Origin of the sequence: Methanoregula sp. (genome assembly GCA_041645435.1) — an archaeon.
Taxonomy (GTDB): domain Archaea; phylum Halobacteriota; class Methanomicrobia; order Methanomicrobiales; family Methanospirillaceae; genus Methanoregula.
This window is the reverse complement of sequence record JBAZQB010000001.1, coordinates 372,299-390,454: the sequence shown is the minus strand read 5'-3', so window position 1 is coordinate 390,454 and position 18,156 is coordinate 372,299. Positions and strand designations below refer to the sequence as shown.

The 18,156-nt window shown below is 51.0% G+C and carries 22 protein-coding genes and 1 pseudogene; 13 read left to right on the top strand and 10 right to left on the bottom strand.

What is annotated here, in order from left to right; translation table 11 throughout:
- Positions 1-25: 25 nt before the first annotated feature.
- The 7 genes from WC593_01860 (at position 26) to WC593_01830 (ending at position 4,035) form a co-directional block, all read left to right on the top strand.
- Positions 26-277 carry a hypothetical protein gene (locus WC593_01860; GenBank protein MFA4823883.1) on the top strand — a complete coding sequence of 84 codons (252 nt, stop codon included), beginning with the start codon at positions 26-28 and terminating at the stop codon, positions 275-277.
- A gap of 286 nt (positions 278-563) precedes the next feature.
- Positions 564-854 carry a nucleotidyltransferase family protein gene (locus tag WC593_01855; GenBank protein MFA4823882.1) on the top strand — a complete coding sequence of 97 codons (291 nt, stop codon included), beginning with the start codon at positions 564-566 and terminating at the stop codon, positions 852-854.
- Positions 851-1,183 (top strand): HepT-like ribonuclease domain-containing protein, encoded by a 333-nt coding sequence (locus WC593_01850; GenBank protein MFA4823881.1) that lies wholly within the window; start codon positions 851-853, stop codon positions 1,181-1,183. Before WC593_01855 ends, WC593_01850 begins: the two co-directional genes overlap by 4 nt.
- Before the next feature lie 282 nt (positions 1,184-1,465).
- Positions 1,466-1,612 (top strand): hypothetical protein, encoded by a 147-nt coding sequence (locus tag WC593_01845; protein MFA4823880.1) that lies wholly within the window; start codon positions 1,466-1,468, stop codon positions 1,610-1,612.
- 27 nt (positions 1,613-1,639) lie between these two features.
- Positions 1,640-1,972, top strand: a complete 333-nt coding sequence (locus tag WC593_01840; GenBank protein MFA4823879.1) for a DUF2683 family protein — start codon at positions 1,640-1,642, stop codon at positions 1,970-1,972.
- A 48-nt stretch (positions 1,973-2,020) separates the two neighbouring features.
- On the top strand, positions 2,021-2,230 hold the full coding sequence (locus WC593_01835; GenBank protein ID MFA4823878.1) for a type II toxin-antitoxin system RelE/ParE family toxin: 210 nt from the start codon (positions 2,021-2,023) through the stop codon (positions 2,228-2,230).
- 413 nt (positions 2,231-2,643) lie between these two features.
- Complete coding sequence (locus WC593_01830; GenBank protein MFA4823877.1) at positions 2,644-4,035, top strand: ATP-binding protein; 1,392 nt, start codon at positions 2,644-2,646, stop codon at positions 4,033-4,035.
- Here the strand turns inward: WC593_01830 and WC593_01825 are convergent.
- Positions 3,971-4,552: an antibiotic biosynthesis monooxygenase gene (locus tag WC593_01825; GenBank protein ID MFA4823876.1), complete on the bottom strand. Its 582-nt coding sequence runs from the start codon at positions 4,550-4,552 to the stop codon at positions 3,971-3,973. The genes WC593_01830 and WC593_01825 overlap by 65 nt on opposite strands.
- Before the next feature lie 666 nt (positions 4,553-5,218).
- On the opposite strand from WC593_01825, the pseudogene WC593_01820 reads away from it, so the two are divergent.
- Positions 5,219-5,656: pseudogene (locus WC593_01820) on the top strand (ester cyclase).
- 325 nt (positions 5,657-5,981) lie between these two features.
- Here the strand turns inward: WC593_01820 and WC593_01815 are convergent.
- From WC593_01815 to WC593_01785, 7 genes are all read right to left on the bottom strand, one after another.
- Entirely contained in the window at positions 5,982-8,591 is a 2,610-nt protein-coding gene (locus WC593_01815; GenBank protein MFA4823875.1) for a PAS domain S-box protein, read from the bottom strand.
- Positions 8,591-9,358: a response regulator gene (locus WC593_01810; GenBank protein MFA4823874.1), complete on the bottom strand. Its 768-nt coding sequence runs from the start codon at positions 9,356-9,358 to the stop codon at positions 8,591-8,593. The genes WC593_01815 and WC593_01810 overlap by 1 nt, the downstream gene beginning before the upstream one ends.
- Before the next feature lies 1 nt (position 9,359).
- On the bottom strand, positions 9,360-10,628 hold the full coding sequence (locus WC593_01805; GenBank protein ID MFA4823873.1) for an ATP-binding protein: 1,269 nt from the start codon (positions 10,626-10,628) through the stop codon (positions 9,360-9,362).
- 15 nt (positions 10,629-10,643) lie between these two features.
- Positions 10,644-11,390: a hypothetical protein gene (locus tag WC593_01800; GenBank protein MFA4823872.1), complete on the bottom strand. Its 747-nt coding sequence runs from the start codon at positions 11,388-11,390 to the stop codon at positions 10,644-10,646.
- Positions 11,390-11,734 carry a hypothetical protein gene (locus WC593_01795; protein MFA4823871.1) on the bottom strand — a complete coding sequence of 115 codons (345 nt, stop codon included), beginning with the start codon at positions 11,732-11,734 and terminating at the stop codon, positions 11,390-11,392. Before WC593_01795 ends, WC593_01800 begins: the two co-directional genes overlap by 1 nt.
- Positions 11,731-11,928 carry a hypothetical protein gene (locus WC593_01790; GenBank protein MFA4823870.1) on the bottom strand — a complete coding sequence of 66 codons (198 nt, stop codon included), beginning with the start codon at positions 11,926-11,928 and terminating at the stop codon, positions 11,731-11,733. Before WC593_01790 ends, WC593_01795 begins: the two co-directional genes overlap by 4 nt.
- Positions 11,929-12,479: 551 nt before the next feature.
- A complete protein-coding gene (locus WC593_01785; GenBank protein MFA4823869.1) occupies positions 12,480-12,860 on the bottom strand; it encodes a HEAT repeat domain-containing protein in 381 nt (126 codons plus the stop codon).
- A gap of 57 nt (positions 12,861-12,917) precedes the next feature.
- On the opposite strand from WC593_01785, the gene WC593_01780 reads away from it, so the two are divergent.
- The gene (locus tag WC593_01780; GenBank protein ID MFA4823868.1) at positions 12,918-13,163 is read left to right on the top strand and encodes a hypothetical protein; all 246 of its coding nucleotides are present in this window, start codon (positions 12,918-12,920) and stop codon (positions 13,161-13,163) included.
- 341 nt (positions 13,164-13,504) lie between these two features.
- On the opposite strand, the gene WC593_01775 is transcribed toward WC593_01780, so the two are convergent.
- Both WC593_01775 and WC593_01770 read right to left on the bottom strand, forming a co-directional pair.
- A complete protein-coding gene (locus tag WC593_01775; protein MFA4823867.1) occupies positions 13,505-13,882 on the bottom strand; it encodes an MscL family protein in 378 nt (125 codons plus the stop codon).
- A gap of 156 nt (positions 13,883-14,038) precedes the next feature.
- A complete protein-coding gene (locus WC593_01770) occupies positions 14,039-14,899 on the bottom strand; it encodes a methanogenesis marker 8 protein (GenBank protein MFA4823866.1) in 861 nt (286 codons plus the stop codon).
- A 99-nt stretch (positions 14,900-14,998) separates the two neighbouring features.
- Between WC593_01770 and WC593_01765 the strand changes: the two genes are divergently transcribed.
- The 4 genes from WC593_01765 (at position 14,999) to WC593_01750 (ending at position 18,097) form a co-directional block, all read left to right on the top strand.
- A complete protein-coding gene (locus WC593_01765; GenBank protein ID MFA4823865.1) occupies positions 14,999-15,739 on the top strand; it encodes a heparan-alpha-glucosaminide N-acetyltransferase in 741 nt (246 codons plus the stop codon).
- Positions 15,740-15,935: 196 nt separating this feature from the next.
- Entirely contained in the window at positions 15,936-16,763 is an 828-nt protein-coding gene (locus WC593_01760; protein ID MFA4823864.1) for a hypothetical protein, read from the top strand.
- 102 nt (positions 16,764-16,865) lie between these two features.
- A complete protein-coding gene (locus WC593_01755; protein ID MFA4823863.1) occupies positions 16,866-17,555 on the top strand; it encodes a CRISPR-associated endonuclease Cas6 in 690 nt (229 codons plus the stop codon).
- Positions 17,552-18,097, top strand: a complete 546-nt coding sequence (locus tag WC593_01750; GenBank protein MFA4823862.1) for a cysteine hydrolase family protein — start codon at positions 17,552-17,554, stop codon at positions 18,095-18,097. The genes WC593_01755 and WC593_01750 overlap by 4 nt, the downstream gene beginning before the upstream one ends.
- The last annotated feature ends 59 nt before the right edge of the window (positions 18,098-18,156 follow it).

Here is an 18,156-nt window from a genome sequence, read left to right as displayed (position 1 = left end):
TTCAGTCAGAGAAAATTCGAAAATTATGAGTTTTTCCCTCCGGGGCAAGCCCACGCTGGCTGTGGGGCGAAGCCCCGTTGAGCGTAACCTCCCAGTGAAAATAAAATTACAGGCATTACTCCCCGGTAAGATCCCGCCGCATCCAATCCACCCGGTACCCGGAAAACCCCGCAAAAACAACCCGTACAACAAAAAGATACCACCCGGTATCAAGGGAGCACGCATACTTCCCGCCACTCCACGCCACCATCGTCTTGGCATTGCCACGGCGCAATGATAAAAAGATCCAAAGAGCCCCGGCACGGACCCGATGAACGAGGAAGTGAAAGGCGAACCAGGTAATGGATCGTGGTGAAAATCCCGGTACAGTACTATCGTATTAAAAACCGATCGCTCGTATCTCCTCCGGGCAGGACCCGGGATTTTTTTCATTTCCGACCCCTCTCAATTTAGAAAAATAAATCCGGGTGTCATTAATGCGGGGATACCCGGCTTAACCGAATTCCCGGGTCAATGCATTAATAATCCCCCCGGTATACCTAACTGGTACCAGGAACAAAGACATGGATCACTACAAACGGATCGCGGCAAACCGGGATAAGATCTTCGTACTTGCAGCCCGGTTCGGGATAAAAGATATCCGTATTTTCGGCTCCGTAGCCCGGCATGAAGCCCATGAGGGAAGCGATATCGATTTCCTTGTCGGGTTCCCCCCCGGCACATCTCTCCTTACCCATGCAGCATTCCAGCGGGAACTTGCCGACCTCATTGGCTGCGATGTGGATGTTGCATCAGTAAACGGGCTCAAGGAGCAGATCCGGCATGCGGTGATACAGGAAGCAGTGCCGCTATGAGATCGGACATTGACCGGCTCCGTGATATCAATGAAGCAATACAGCGTATCGGAGAAAAACTCCCATCAGGAAAAGATGAGTTCTTTCAATCCGACCTGCTCCAGGTATGGGTACTCTATCACATCCAGGTAATTGGTGAAGCTGCAAACGGTATCACTCCAGGGTTCCAGAATGATCACAAGGAAATTCCCTGGAAAGATATTATCGCGATGCGACATCTTCTCGTTCACCAGTATTTCGGCATCGATCTGGGCGAAGTCTGGAGTACTGCCCAACAGGATCTTCCCAAACTTCAGCAGGAGATCTTACGAATTTTAAAAAGCGGGTAATTCATCGGTACCCTGTATGGCGGACATAAAGGAACGCCGCAAGAAGAAAGCCCTTTGATTCTTTTTTTAATTCTTTCAATATCGTGGGTTCCCGCCACTCCACGCCACCATCGTCTTGGCATTGCCACGGCGCAAGGGTAAAAAGATCCAAAGAGCCCAAGCACAGACCCGATAAACGAGGAAGTGAAAGGCGAACCAGGTAATCGTTCGTGGTGAAAATCCCAACACAGTACTATCGTATTGAAAACCGATCGCTCTCATGTCCTCCGGCAGGTTCCCCGGATGTCTGCAAAAAAAGATTCCTGCGGCGCAAAACCATCGGTGTCTCCGGCCCGGGACCGGGGCAGGGTCCACGCGGGTTGTGAGGCAAAAACCCCGGCTGGCGTACCAATCCTCAGGATAACCGGGATGCAACAAAAAGACTATTGAAGAGTAAAACCCCATGTGACAATAAGCATGCAGTATTCCGATATCATCCAGCCAAAAAAAGTACGGAAGGGAAGTTCCCAATCTTCCCGCACAGCAGCTTCCCTGAATGAATCTGTTCCGTGCGTAATGGAATCGGTCCCCGGCACTCCGGGCAACCAGAAGATCGAAAAGATCCTGTCAGATATCCTCATCAAACTCGAGCGTATCGAAGAAAAAATTGATGAAGCCGTCTACCCTCCGGAATCTGCCATCAAGCCGGCATATGTGAAAAAGATCAAAGAAATCGATGCAGAACTCGCAAAGGGGAAAGGCAAAACGTACGCTACGATGGATGAATTCATCCGGAATATCAAACAATGACCTACACGATAGTTCCGGATGCAAAAGTCGAAATAATATTCAAAGAAGATGTGGCAGAAAGATTCTGCGAGGTTCAGCCAGCTTGAAAAGAAGTTACTGGAACTGGCAGAAAACCCGGAGACAGGAAAACCCCTGAAAAAACCACTGAAAGGATTCTGGCGGCTGCATATCGGGCACTATGTCCTCATGTACAAAATCGATAAGAAAAACCAGAAAATTACTCTCGTGGATTATGCCCATCACGATGAGATATACTAAAACATTTTTTCAAAAATAAAATCCCATCATGAAAAACCGGGAGGCTCACCCGGGATAAACCCTGCGATCTTTGACACCGGCCCGGGACCGGGTGCACCCGGGGTAAGTCCCGGTCGGAGCCCCGGTTGATGCATCAGCACCGGTCCATCACCAGCATCCGGCACCCTTTTAGTCCCGTTTCCCAGTATCACATCTTATTCTGGTTAAACAGACTTAAACCTGATAAACGCGTGTAACTCTGCTTTACCAGACTTACCGGTACAATCATAACAATCCTAAAAAAATTCCCAACGCATATTCAAACGTCATTTTTTTTAATTCAGGTGCCGCCCTCACTCCCGCAGAACCATAGCGGGTAAATAAATTTTTATACATTAGTAATGTAAATAAAATGCAGAAAGCATACATTGGTAATGTATATGATCCTGGCACAGCAGCTCGAAGAACTGGTACTCACCCAGAAAGAATCATTCCTTTCCCGGGATCCCGGCATACCCCGGGAGATCGCAACCGAACGATTCGTAAAGACCGATGCGATTGTCGTTATCACCGGCATACGGAGGTGCGGCAAGTCAACGCTCATGCGCCAGCTGTCAGCGCAGTACAGCGATTTCCTGTACATCAACTTCGATGATGACCGGCTCATGGACTTTTCCCTGTCAGATTTTCCCGCCCTGATGCTCGTCTTTGAAAAGACTACCCCGGGAACAAAAGTTCTCTTTATCGACGAGATCCAGAATGTCCCGGGCTGGGAGCGGTTCGTCCGCAGGATCCATGACGAGGGGTACAAAGTCTTTCTCACCGGCTCCAATGCCAATCTCCTCTCGGCGGAACTCGGCACACACCTTACCGGGCGCTATACCAAAATCACCCTGTACCCGTTCTCGTTCCGGGAATGCTTACGGTTCAGGTCGATTGTCACCGACCGGATCACGGAGAAGAAGAAAGCCGCTATCCTCGCGGAGTTCGACCGGTATCTCACCGGCGGGGGGTTCCCTGAATTCCTGAAATACGGGGATCAGGAATACCTCAAGCGGATTTATGACGACATCCTGTTCCGGGACATCATCAGCCGGTTCAAGATCCGGGAGGTTAAAGGGTTCCGGCAACTCGCCCACTACCTCTTCACCAATGCAGCAAATGCGGCAACATACAATGCCTTAAAAAACACGCTCGGGTTCAAAAGTGTTGTCTCGGTCCGGGATTATGTCGGTTTTTTAGAAGAGGCGTACCTTATCTTCGAAATCTTCAGGTACGATTTTTCCTTAAAAAAACAGTACGTCAACGAAAAGAAACTCTACTGCATTGACACCGGCATGAGAAATGCTGTCGCGTTCCGGTTTTCGGATGACAAAGGCAGGATACTCGAAAATCTCGTGCTCATCGAGCTCCTGCGCCGGGGAAAATCCGTATATTTCTTCAAAAACCCCAAAGAGTGCGATTTTATCACGGAAGACAAGGGAACGATAACCGGGGCGATCCAGGTCTGCTATGAACTCACGCGGGAGAACCGGGACCGGGAACTCGGCGGTCTTGCCGGTGCGATGACCATGCATGATCTGACTGCCGGCCTCATCCTCACGTACCACCAGGAGGAGACCATTACGCTGGGTAATGCGGTCATCCGGGTGCTGCCAGCCTGGAAATGGCTCATCGAATACCGGGACGAGGCCGGGTACCCTCCGGAATCGGCCATCAAACCCGCATATGTTAAAAAAATAAAAGCCCCCGGGAGCACGCTTATCCTTCCCCCGCCGGGGCCAGGTCTTCGGGAGCGTACAGCCAGCGGGCAAAAATCCGGGTAGCCACCGGCATCACGACCCAGGTGAGCAGGCATACCAGAAGCGAGACAAATACCAGTTTCTGGACAAGAAACGACCGGGTATCCAAAAACGGGTCCGTGACGAGCGAGATGATAATCGAGACCGGCAGGACCGCAATCCAGGTCACGGCCGCCATGCGTGCTTTTGTCGGGGGCCTGAGGACATGCTGCCCGGGGAGCGTGAACCATGTCTCCAGGCCCGAGAGTACTTCCGTGCGGGGCGGGGCAATCGTGAGCTCCTGTTCGGTCTTCATCCACGCGAGGTAGTCTGATGAGGTATGCCACCGGTCGAGTTCTTTTTGGGAAGTAAACTTGTACACGATCCGGTATACGCCATCATGGTGTTGACCCGGCCGGAAGATCGAGATCCCGAGATTGCCAGGGGTGAAACTAAACTCGTGCATGTAGTTTTTTATTTCCTGTTCAAACCGCGGTTCGCAGCCTTCCTTCACGTAATGGACGCGTACGACCGTGATGGGATTATCAGCAGATTCAGCCAAGGGGAAGTCACCTTTGTCCCGGTAGTTCGGGTTTCCCGTGCTTAAAATCTTTCGAAAATGTCCGGTACTGTCGGTACATCCGGGGGTCTCTCACCGGTCTCCCTGCCTCAAATCCCGCCCGGTATTTTCGCCGGGTCATATACTTCTGGGGCAAGCCTAAGCGGCTGGGGCAAAAGCCCCGGTTGACGCGTAACCTCCCCGAACACGGAATGAATTGACGTCTCTCATAATGGATCTCTTGTAATTGGTTGGTATCATCCCAGACGTTTGGATCCCGGGGACAAATACGCCCGTTTTGAGCCCCGTTTACAAAATCCCCTCCCGGGAAACCCCGTAAAACAGCCCGTTTCGGTTCGCGTGGAAAATATGCTTAAATTCAGCCCCGTTTACCAAACTACGGGCGGAAACAATCTCACCTAAAGTCCGCCAATGGCCATTAAACCGAGGCATTTTTCGCCACGTAATTTAATCCATCCGGGCCCCGGAAACCCTGCCGGAACGCGAATGTGAAGGTCTTTTTCTCCGACGGAGGTCTCAAAAATGACCCCGACGAGAATTGAAGCATGCTCTCAATCCAATACTTTATCCTGTTTTGCATAAAGGGGACTATATATCCGGGCTTCTTGAGTCCGTTCAGGTTTCCGGAGATACGAAGGAGATGCAAGAATGTCAACTGTTGAGGAAAATATGCGTCTCATGCAGACGCTGGATGATGCCTGGAACTCCCAGGACTGGGTAACATTCGAGAAACACCATGCAAAGGATGTCGATGTCTTCTGGCCGGGACAGGAAAAACCGACTCACAGCCGACTATCCCACAAGGAAGAAGCAATCGCATTCTTCAAAATATTCCCTGACAACAAGGTCGGGAACCATCCCTACAAGACCCTGTTCGGTTAAGGGGACTGGACGTGCTCGGTCGCCGACTTCACCGGTACGTTCGAGGGCCCGATGACCACTCCCGATGGCAAGGTAATACAGCCCAACGGGAAGAAGTTCAAGGTTGAGTTCTGTACGGTTGCGCACTGGAAGAACGGGGAGATCGTGGAGGAGAAGCTCTTCTATGACAAGATGTCCCTGATGCAGCAGATCGGCCTCATGTGAAAGCCTGTAAGCGGGCGTCGATCCTCTCTCACTGATCAAGAGAGATGAAGACGCTCGGTCATGTTCGCTCGTCCTCGCTGAGGCTCCGGCTCGCTGTTTTTTGGAGTTTCCTGTTAGTAGGATGACGCCCCTGGCTTGTCGCGTTGCTCCAGCGCCAGCGGCTGTCCCGGCCCGCTCCTCACATACCGCTTCGCGGAATACTCGTCGCTGTTGATCGGGCACATGTGTAACGCTCATTGACTCGTTCGCGCGATGCACAGGGGCTCGTTCGGGTCGCTGGGCTGGGCTCCATCCGTATGGAATGAAATTTTTGATCCAATCCAGCTCATTCTTTCTCCTGCACGACAACCGTAAACATCGTCCCCGCATTCCGGTCCCGTTCAATGGTACCGTCCAGTTGCTCCACCAGCGAGATCACCAGCCGGAGCCCAAGTGATTCTGCATTCCGCCAGTCGAAATCCGCAGGTAGCCCGACACCATCATCCTTAACGGTGATAGAAAGTGTCTTGTCATCTTCCCGTACCGTGATGGACAACGATCCTGTTTTTCCATTGGGGAACGCGTGTTTCAACGCGTTGCTGGCCAGTTCGTTGATGATAAGCCCGAGCGGGATTGCCGTGTTGATACCGACCATGATCTTCCCGATATCGATATCCAGGGCCACCTGCCGGGAATCAACTCCATAGAACGAGATAAGGTGAGTTACTAAAAACCGGGTGTAGCTGGCGAGATCGATATGGGAGATATCCTCGGACTGGTACAGTTTTTCGTGGACAAAGGACATCGCCCGCACCCTGTTCTGCGTCTCCGCCATGACCTGTTTTAACCGCTTGTCATCGATCTGGCGCATCTGGAGGTTGACTAAGCTGATGATGATCTGGAGATTATTCTTGACCCGGTGATGGATCTCGCGGAGGAGGAGGACTTTCTCATCCAGCAATGCGCTCAGCTCCTCGGTCCTTACTTTCACTTCCTGCTCAAGTTCCTCGTTGAAATGTATCATCAACGCCTCGGCTTTCTTCCGTTCAGTAATATCCCGGACAACCCCGAGCATCACATTCTTTCCCAAGATGGTGACGACATGGGTGTTGACTTCTACGGGAATGACCGTGCCGTCCTTTCTCCTGTACTCAGTCTCGAACCGCGCACTTCCGGTAGTACGTTGCTCTTCAAGAATTTTCTCAATGGGGGGGTTGTGGTAGTCCGTAGCGATATCGAGCGGAGTTTTTGTAAGTAACTCCTCCTTGGTATATTCCAGCATCCGCCATGTGACATCGTTGACATCGGTGAACCTGCCGGGTGTCCCGTCATCATTGATCCCGTGGATATGGATAGCGTCGGTGGTATTGTTGAATATATCACGGAACTTCTGCTCGCTCTGCTGAATCGCGGTTTCTGCTTTTTTGCGTTCGGTAATGTCCCGGGCAATTGAGAGGAGTACGGTTTTTCCCATAAGGACAATCTTGTGGGAATTGACCTCAACCGGGACAATTAACCCGTCTTTTCTCCGGTGTTCCGTTTCAAAGGTTGCGTGACCGGTGGTATGTAATTCCCGCATGATCTCATCGAAAGGCCAGCTGAAGTAATCCGTATTGATATCCAATGGGCCGAGCCGGAGTATCTCCTCTTTGGTATATCCCAGCATCCGGCAGGCGACATCATTAAGATCGAGATACATGCCGGGAAGCCCGTTGTCCAACAGTTTGACAATTTCAATCGCATCGTTTGCATTATTGAAAATGTCGCGGAACTTCTCCTCACTCTCCCTGAGTGCACCTTCAGCTTTCTTCTGCTCAGTGATGTCTTCATGCACTAAAATGACATTACGGATCGTCCCGGCTGCATTCCGGACCGGGTAGATACTGCCCTGTACCCACCTTTTATCCCCGAATCCCAGGGTCTTGGCACCATCGTATTCCAGGGGGGGATACGCAACCGCCTCCCCGGAAAAACCTCTCTCGATAAAGGGCATAATTCCAAGGAGGGTGAGCTGCTCATCCTGAAGCATATTGTAATCCTTGAGATCCTCCAACGTCACTCCCCAGAGTTTCACAAAGGCAGGATTGACCTGCAGGGTCCGGCCATCCGGTGACATTACCTCGATACTTAACGGGGACTGCTCGATCATGGTCCTGAAGCGTTCCTCACTATCGCGGAGGGCTTCCTCTGCCCGCTTGCGCTCGGTAATGTCCGATAAAACTCCTTGGACTCCGGAGAATGCCCCGTTGGCAAATGCGGGATAACTCGAAACGCTCAGCCACCGCTGGTCACCGGATTTTGTTACAACCCTGAACGGGAATGATAAGATGATACCCTTCTTTGCTGATTCGAATGCCTGCATCACGCCTGGCAGGTCTTCCTTTACAATAAATCCGGTAAAGGGATGCCCCGTTAAATGGGACGGGGGGTACCCGGAAATTTTTTCAATCACCGGGCTGACGTAGGTGATGATCCCCCGTTCATCGAGCGAGTAGATGGCGTCATTGATGTTCTCGACCAGGCTGCGGTACTTCTCTTCAGATACCCGAAGGGCTTCTTCGGCTTGCTGTTTGCTTTTAATCAGGTGCTGCCGTTCGAGGGCGTCATGTATCTTTGAGAGTATCTCATCAATGTTGACGGGTTTGAGGACATAGCCGGCTGCGCCTTCGTTCAGTGCCCGCATGGCATTTTCCATCGACGCAAAGCCCGTGATCATGATCACCGCCAGATCCGGGTGCATGTCCTTTAAGGGAGCAATCAATCGTATGCCCTCAATATCCGGCAGGTTGATATCGAGAAGAGCTACCGCAACCTTCCTGCCTTGTGCCTGTTGCAGCCCCTCCTCCCCGGTCCCGGCAGTGATGACGTCAAACCCCTTCTTTTTCAGGATGAGCGTAAGGGTCTTTCGTGTGCCTTCATCGTCATCGATAACAAGAATCTTATCCCTCTCATCCATCAGATCATCCTGCGGGGTTTCATCCCGGTTTTTTTCCTTGACAGCTCGTTCATGATTTTCAAGAGGGCACCCATCTCAAGGGGTTTGTACATCACCGTGTACGCGTCCGCGTCCAGGGCAGTCTCGAGCATCGTGGTCATCTCCTGCCGGTACCCGGTCATCATGACGGCAGTCATACCCGGATGGTCTTTTTTCAGTGCTAGGTATGCCTGCAGGCCATTGATTCCGGGGAGTTTCATATCAATCAATGCGATTTCCGGAGGCTGTTGTTGTGCCATGCTTATAGCTTCCTCGCCGGAAGGGGCAGTACTGACGGCATGACCCTGTCGTGCGAGGATATTTTTGAGCGTGATCGCGGTCCCGGGGTCATCATCCACCACAAGGATGTTCAACCCTTCCGGTTTCCGGGAAACATCCTCTATCGTGCTCATCACCTTGTTTACGTCAACCGGTTTATAGAGGACCCCCTGTGCGCCTATGCCCAGCGCTTTTTCAACCAGGCCGTCAACCGCGTACGCAGTCATCATCGTGACGGCAGCATCGGTCCTGATCTTCCGGATCTCTTCAAGGGCCTCAACCCCGTCCATACCCGGCATCTTGATATCCATGAATATCATGTCAAAGGTCTGGTCCCTGATATGCCCGATCGCCTCCGGGCCGCTGTGCGCAACCGTCACCTCGTACCCTTTCCGTTTCAGGATGAGGCTTAACGTCCTGCACAGGTTTTCATCATCATCGACGATCATGACCCGTGGTTTTTCACTCATGTTACGGTCCCCCTTTGATGCCGACCGGCAGCGTCACGGTAAAGGTCGTACCTTTTCCCACCGTACTTTGGACATCGATACGGCCATGGTGTGCTTCGACAATCGCCTTCGTGACCACAAGCCCGAGGCCGATACCCTTTGCCTTGGTGGTGAAGAGCGGTTCGAAGAGTTTCTTCATGTTCTCGTCCGTTATGCCTGAGCCGGTATCGCTGACCGATATCACCACGCCGCCCGCTTCCGGAATCATGGATGTTACCGTCAGTTCCCCGCCCTCGCCCATGGCCTGCACAGCATTGGTGACAATGTTGGTGAAGACCTGCAGCAGCTTATCAGGGTCGGCCATGATCTCCGGCAGGTTCTCATCAAGGTTCATGGCCAGCCGGATATTTTCCGGAAGGTGACTGCGGGTAACTGCTTCAGAGATAACTTCGTTGATTTTTGCTTTCCGAAGAGTCAGGACGGTCGGTCGGGCGAAATCAAGAAGGCTGCTTAAGATATCTTCGGAGCGTGCCACCTCCCGGGTCATGATCTCAAGGGTCTCTTTTACATCCGGTTCCGGGTTTTCGAGCACCATGTTTAAGAAATAGGCCGCATTCTTGATAGCGCCCAGCGGGTTTCTCAGCTCGTGGCCTACTCCCCCGGCAAGTTTTCCCAGGACTGTAAGTTTTTCCTTTTTTACCAGCTGCTCCTGTGCGTCCTGAAGTTCCCGTGTCCGCTCACTGACCATCTCTTCTAATGTTTCGGAATATTTTTTGAGTTCTGCCTCGACCTGCTTGCGGTGGGTGATATCCCGGTCTATCCCCCGGTACCCGCCAAACTGCCCATCCTGGCGAAATACCGGCACGCCACTGGTTTCAAGGATGACGATACGGCCGTCTTTATGCAGGTTGACATTTTCAAGCGATGAGAACGGTTGTTGTGCTGTAACGATCTTCATGAAGATCTCCCCGACCCGGGCAGCCTCTTCCGGAGGCATAAAATCGAAGGGGGTTTTTCCCAGCACTTCTTCGGGCGCGTAGCCAATCAGGTCACGGACCTGAGGACTTGCATAGGTAAAGACGCCGTTTTCATCCACTTCCCATATCCAGTCGCTCGTTGTCTCGACAAGCTCGCGGTACCTTCCCCGGCTCTCCTGCAGCGCTTCCAGGTTCTTTTTCAAGTCTTCTGATTGCCCGCTTACGACCGTTTCCTGAACTTCCAGCAACTGGGTTAAGGCAGCAACCATGGATTTCAGCTGAGGAACCGTCTGGATCACATTTTTGGTATCCATCTGTTATTTTCTCCTCTATACGTCCGCTTTTTCCTGTGATCCGGTGAAGATATCCCCGCCATCAAAGGGCAATAGGGCAATCTTGATACTTAGTGCCAGCGACCTGAACAGATCTGCTGTCTGTGGGGAAACCGTAACCTTGCCGAACATGATGATTGCAAAGAGATTTCCCGAAGGCAGGATACCACCAAAACCGAGCACTGACCGGACACCGAACGGGATGACAAAGTCATCCTGGGCGGGTACATACCGGCTGCCGGCCGCATCAGGTATCAGGAAAACATTGTAGGTCGTTTGTGCCATATCCATGACAACTGCAGGATCAGGTCGTAATACCGTATTGACATCCAGCCCCAGTTGCTGGATGAGCTGCCTGACCATCGGAAATGCTTCAATGAAGTGTTCACTGGGCAGGGGAATTGCCTTGTGTCCTGCGGATAGTTTGCGCGAGTTCCACTCCGGTAGCGCTCCGGCTCTTGCCAGCAGGGTAAGACATTTCATTGCAGGAGATTCAGGTAGGTCGTTCAGCACGTTCCGTGCAAATTCCTGGAGATTCGCATCGAGTTCCCCGTACGGGTGCGTCTTGAAGAGACGGACCAGAACAAAGGCCCTGTTCCCGTCCTTGTCAATGAGATGATCGCACAGGTAATGCACGATCCTGTCGGCAATCTCTTCCATGCTGGCAGCACCCGATCCCATCGATCGGAGGGCGGCCGAAATCTCAACCATGTCTTTTACGGTAAAATCAGCAATATCTGTCATCAGGTCCCCTCAGGATTCTGGATTATTCCGGCATTAAAGAAAGACAGCCCCGCATTCTTCTCATCCCCGTAACCGGTTGTCCACTCAGCCACGCGCTCTCTTAAAATTTCTTCCATTGTGCGATTTCCGGTCAGGCTGTGATATTCCGGGTTGGCATCCGGCACACTGCCATCATTAACGATGATACTATCGCTGGATCCGGTTGTCCCGGCCATCGTCCAGCCCGGCCCCCTCTTCCCGGCTCTCCCTTCGTAGAATTGACAGATGACACTGGGAATCGTGTCCGCTGTCGTTCTCAGCTGCTGTTCGTTCATCAGTGCATCGTCCGGGGGTTTTCCTGTCATGAACCTGCCTCCCTCCTGATTTCTTCCGGTTTGGAGAATGTAAACGTGTACTTCGTTCCTTCCGTGCGGTCGATCGCCACGGTGCCATTGAGCTGATCGGTCAGCGTGCTTACCAGCTGGAGCCCGAGCGACGTCTGGTTCTCAAGCGTGATGTCAGACGCCATTCCTGCACCATTGTCTGCTACTACAAACATCAGGCTAGCGGGATCTTCGGTATTCGGGACATGTGCAAAAAATCAAACCGGCAGGAAGAAATATGAGAGTGCGGCTGTCTGTTTCCGTTATCCCATCTGTACCTTTTTCCTGCACGATCATAATACCAATCCGACTTGACCAATTGGGATGCAGAGCAGAGGATCTTTGTTCCTTCTTTCAGGTCCGGCGGAACAGGGTGGGGGAAACCGGTGGTTGGTGAATTGTTGGTGTCAGATTTGGTTGTGTTTTGGAGTCATTGAATGGTGAACATGCACTGCTCTCATCATTGCATATTCGAACGATCACCAATTATTATGCGGATTATATATAACTTTTCATGAAAAACACCCTGTGAATTCCTCATTATCCGGAACATTTCATAGATGCTGTTGAAAACCGTTTAACTGAATCTTCATCGGGAACTGTTTGCGCTCATATTTTTTTATCTGCCGTGGAACTCCCGTCATATATCCCGCCACGATGATTGAACGAGGCAATCGGCAGGAACAGGCACGTGAAGATGATCTTCCGGACCCTGTTTATTGCCCGTTTAGTTCCCCTGTATTTTTCCCAATGCTTCGGCTGCTTTCCCCCGCGTTATTTCATCCTCATCATTCAACGCCAGCCTGAGTGCGTCAATTGCTTTTTCTGATTTTATCTCACCGAGCGCCCATGCTGCCCCGTGCCTGACGTAGACATGCTGATCTTTCAGGGCCAGGATAAGCGGTCCAACCGCTTTTTCCGATTTGCTGTACCCAAGTGCCCCGGCTGCGGTCGAGCGGACAATTTCGTTGGGATCTTTGAGTTCCTGAATCAGATGTTCAATGGTTTTTTCTGCGGGAATATCTGATGGTACGGTCGTGTCTGTACGGGCAGGTTCGACTTTATTGTGGACCGGTATCTTTGACTTCGTTTTACTTTTTGAAACCATGATATGTTACAACCTCTTACTGGAACTTCCCTGATATGGCGGATATCGGGATATGGTATGGAAGACCTCTTCGTAATTTGTGCGGACTTGAACGGTCATATCCGGGCAGAGCATGTGGATATATATATCAAAGATATATATATATATATGGAGATTTGCAGCTCACGGATTAATGCAAACGACGCGTTGAATTGGATGAAAATATACCGGGGATGGGATCAGGCCGGGCTGATGCAGGCCCGGGTTGTGGATCCGGTGACCGCTCAGCAAATGATCGGGATTATTGCGGGGGGTTTGAGATGACCCCCTCATTTATCGCTTGATGGAGATACCAGGAATCAGGGGGGTATGGACCCAGGATAAAATACGCCTAAACAGGGCTCCGTTTACCAAATCCCTGTCCGGAAAACCCCGTAAAACCGTCCATTTCAGTTCGTGTGGAAAATTCCCCTGATTCTCGCTCGGATTGCCAAAATGCGGGCGGAAACAACCTCCCCTAAAGGCCGCCAAAGGCCCTGGAATCGAGGCATTTTTCGCCACTTAGTTTACCCCATCCTTACTCCCGAAACCCTGCCGGAACGCGAATGTGAAGGTCGGTTTTCCGGGGCATCACTTTTTACAAAAGTTGGAAGGCAATAACAAGCTCATACTTTCTTCGAGACATCTCCCTTCATGATATACTTGACGATGATAAAGATCACGAGTGCGATAATGATAAAATCTATCATTGCGCCGACAAAATCGCCCAGCAGGAACTTAATGGGACCCACCTGAAATACCGCCTCTCTCCAGTTTCCGCCCGGGATAATTACTGCAATGATCGGCATGATGATATCGGATACCGTTGAGTTGACCAGTTTTGTGGCAGCAGCACCGATGACAAATGCGACTGCAAGTCCAATCACCTGGTATTTCTGGAGGAAATCCATGAATTCCTTGTTAAAGCCCTCTGCCCCTTTTCCGAGGGTCGAGACTCCGCCCCCGATCAATTTTTCTGCATCACCAAGATTCTTATCAACCATAAAATATCACCCCGGGACCACAATTTTCCCGTTGAGAAACTGATTGACGGAACACCACTTCAATCTTTTTACATCTACAGTACGGTAAATAAGTGGTTGATACAATGCCGTAAAAAAAGAATTATCCGGAAGGAACAAAAGTGTCTTCTGGTTTTCCTATACCAGCGGTGAAGGCTCACGATCACCGGTTACCGGTAATTTGGTGGGTTTTATAAGAACCGGTTCATTCGATGAACGGATTTTTTCGATAATAAGTGTTTTTCCGGCCGGTGTCATAGCAAAAACCGGTATCGCAATGCCTGCCTGAACCAGCGCAAGAGGACCGGCAATCTCCCGTATGGGTTTAGATGCACATGACGTTACCAGATCGGATGCACCGATAAGTCTTGCTGATTCTAGCCGGGATAAACCGCTGACATGAACGGCAACAATAACTGAGTCCGGGTACGCAGCACGGATCGCTTCTGCATCTGCAGGTATAGCCACCGTCACAGCAATGCGACGGAAGCCTTTGAGGTGGGCGAGGGCAACACCCGACTGCTGATCGATCCGTGCGTTGATCGGATCAAGGACATACCCCCGGTTCTGTTCGATTCTATCTATCACTGATGGATGTGGCGATGTAGACACGAGTCCTGACATCCTGCCACCGATACCCTGTACCATTTCCGGGGTGGTGGCAACCACCGTACCGGCGCCATCACAGGCAACAACCGCTGCATCGAGTATGCCGGATTGTATGCCGAAACTGATCAGTTCCGAAGCTCCGAACCCGACAAACGCCCGGGTGTCCAGCACTTCGCGTGCGGGCGTGCACATCCCGAATGCCCGGATCCGGTGTTCAATGTTTGCCTTAATCGCTTCCGGTGTGATCTCGGGTACCGGAAATGCAAACCGTTTTGCCAGGGGGCAGTCAGCAATGATCGGTTTTCCGACTTCAACTACCTTCCCATCGCGTACAACGACCCGGCATTTGCCGATCGCTTCGATGATGTGTTCATCCTTTTTGTCAGCCATTATTGTTTCCTTAAGAATACTGGGACTGTCACATAATAAGGAATCGTGCACCATTACAAAGCTACAAAAACATATGTTCAGAAACGACGATAATTCTCTATGAACGAGTGCTCGCGGCTCTGGGAGATCGATCTGTTCCGGGGCATCGCGATCCTCATGATGATTGTGTTCCATACCGTGTTTGATCTCAGTTTTTTCAGCATTGCACCGGTAGATGTGTCGGACGGATTCTGGCGGTACTTTGCCTATATGACCGCTTCGCTTTTCCTTATGATTGTCGGGGTATCACTGATCATCAGCCATGCCCGGGCAGGGCTGAAATTATCCGGCGTTTCGCTTGCGAAAAAATATTTCATCCGGGGTGCAGGAATTTTTGCGCTCGGGCTCCTTGTAACGTTTGGTACCTGGTTGTACCTGCGTGAAGGTTGTGTGATCTTCGGCATTCTGCACCTTATCGGGATTTCTATCATGCTCTCTCCCCTTTTTTTCCGGTTTGGAAAGCTGAACATCCTGTTCGGACTCGCATGCCTTCCGGTTGGCTGGATAATTTCGGGTTTGAGCGACCCGGCATTCCTGCTGCCACTGGGAATAATCCCGCACGGATTTTCTTCTGTTGATTATACTCCGCTTTTCCCATGGTTTGGGATGGTGCTGATTGGTATGGGACTGGGAGAGTACCTCTATGACGGAGGCGTACGGCAGTTTTCCCTCGAACCATTGCCGGATCTGCTGGTTGCACCGCTCTCGTTTCTCGGCCGTCATTCGCTTGTAATATATCTCGTCCACCAGCCGGTGATCATTCTCCTGCTGGCACTGGTGACCGGAACAAAAGTGCTGTAAGAGATGGGGGGATTTGTCCTGGAGTCCCATGGTTTCCCGAGAATCATGAACTCGTCCATTCCCGGTCTCCAGATCAGACAGATTGAGAAAATACCCCGCGAAATAAAAGTTGGCCGAGGGGCCAACAATACTTCACAACCTATTTACCGATCCGCTCCCCATTTTCCGTATTGTTCAAATCGTAACAGGTGATCCCATGACCCGCATCTCCACAACTTTTATCCTGATCATTTCAATTGTCTGCATACTTCTTGTGGCCGGGTGCACATCACATTTTGATCAAACCAACCAGACGGGTAATGCAACCCCCGGGGTACAACAGCTCCCGTCCAGCTACCAAGTGACCATAGCCCAGCCGGAGGAGAGATCCAGATTCATCCGGATGGATACCGATGTGTATAACCAGGGAGAGGTTGTCGAGTTTTTTATCTCCAATGAGGGGCGTGGAACGCTTGAATGCTTAAACGATCCCCCGACGTTTTCGGTAAAATTCCAGACAGGCAGCGGGATCTGGGCAACGCGGATGGGAACAGATACGCCGGTTAAAACCAATAAAACGTACCTGGATGCAGGAAAATCAACCCAGGCATACAGGTTCATCACTTCCGGTTGGGAACCCAACCGCTACCGCATTGTATCGGATTGCGGAGTCTCCCGTGAATTCCTTATCCGTCCTGCACCAACCCCGGTGCCAACGCTCTGCCCCCCAAAAGAACCTGAACCCTTATGGGTTCGCATAAATCCTGTCAGTAATTCATATTCCGGTAAAAATTTTTCCATCAGGGGGACAACAAACCGGGCTGTTGGTGAAGAACTCAAATATCTCGTATTCCCCAGCGGAATGTTGCCAAAAAACATGTCCATGGGAAACGAAAAACCCTTGTCAACTCTCGTAACAGAGGGGGAATGTGGTGAAAATACCTGGTCGGTTGATCTCAATATACCAAATCCCCAGGAATACTACATCATGATCTCGGCAGGCACCCTGAATGCTACGGCTATCAAGAGATTTGTCGTTTTATAAAATCCGTATCCTGCGTATTTACTGCCCGGCCATCTGAACATGCACCTGCTCATGGATAACTCCATGAAGGTGGCCGGCAAAAATGGTGTGAGCAAATAATCCATGAACCTGAAAATATTCACCCTTGCCCTTGAACCGGTGAACCCGGTACAGTTTTCCCTCAGTGAATTACGGTCAGATATCGCCGGGAAACTGGGTGAATTCACAACACTTCGCAAAGAGAGTGCAGCCGGGTTCATTCATCGCTACCCGGTGGTACAGTGCAAGCAGGTAAAGAGTTCAATAATCACTCTCGGTATCAGCCAGGGTGCCGATTTCCTTTACCAGCACTCGGAGGGGCTTAAGGAATTTTCGCAGGGAAAGACCGCCTGCACAATCCTTGAGCGTGATACCTCCATCCGGCATGAAGAGTTTGGAATTTCCGGCACAACTCATACCTATGAATTCCTGACACCATGGCTTGCCCTGAACCAGCAGAATGCAAAGAAGTTCTATGACCTTAAAGGCAAGCCTGACCGGGATGCTTTCATGCAAAAGATACTTACCGGCAATCTCGAAACGCTCGCAAAATCGCTGGACTACAAAACGCCCGTGCCGATAACCTGCGAGGCAAAGATAAAATTCCGGATAGACCGGATTGATCGTGAAAATGTCATCGTCTTTCTGGGAAAGTTCCGGACGAATATACGGATCCCGGAATATTTCGGCATAGGCCAGTCCGTTTCGCAGGGATTCGGCACGATAAAAAGTATCCCGGACATTCCTGGTCCGGAAGAGGCGGATACACCATGAAAGAGGCACTGCTGGTCATCGATGTCCAGAATGAATATTTTACCGGACAACTTCCCATTACCTATCCCCCGGGAAGTTTTGAAAAAATTCTGGTGGCAATGGATCACGCCCATGCCACCCACATGCCGGTTCTCGTGATCCAGCATTCAAATCCAGTACCGGAAGCAACTGCATTCAGGAAAGGGACACGTGGCTGGGAACTTCACGATGAAATCAACCAGAGGCATACGGATATCATCATTGAAAAAAACATGCCCGGCAGTTTTACCGGAACGAACCTTGATGGCTGGTTAAAAGAGCACAACATATCCGTCATAACTATTGCCGGCTATATGACCCAGATGTGCTGCGACACGACTGCCCGGCAGGCATTCCATCGTGGATATACAGTAAATTTTCTGTCCGATGCAACCGGAACCCTGTCGATAAAAAATACTGCCGGCACGATCAGCGATGCAGATCTCCACCGCGCAATTCTCGTCACTCAGCAGCAGCGGTTCTCCCGTGTTCTGACAACTGCTGAATGGATGCAGCGGACATGAGAGGGTCATGCTCGTGCGGATTGACCAGACTTTTTTAGGGTTTTTTATTCGCTGATTTT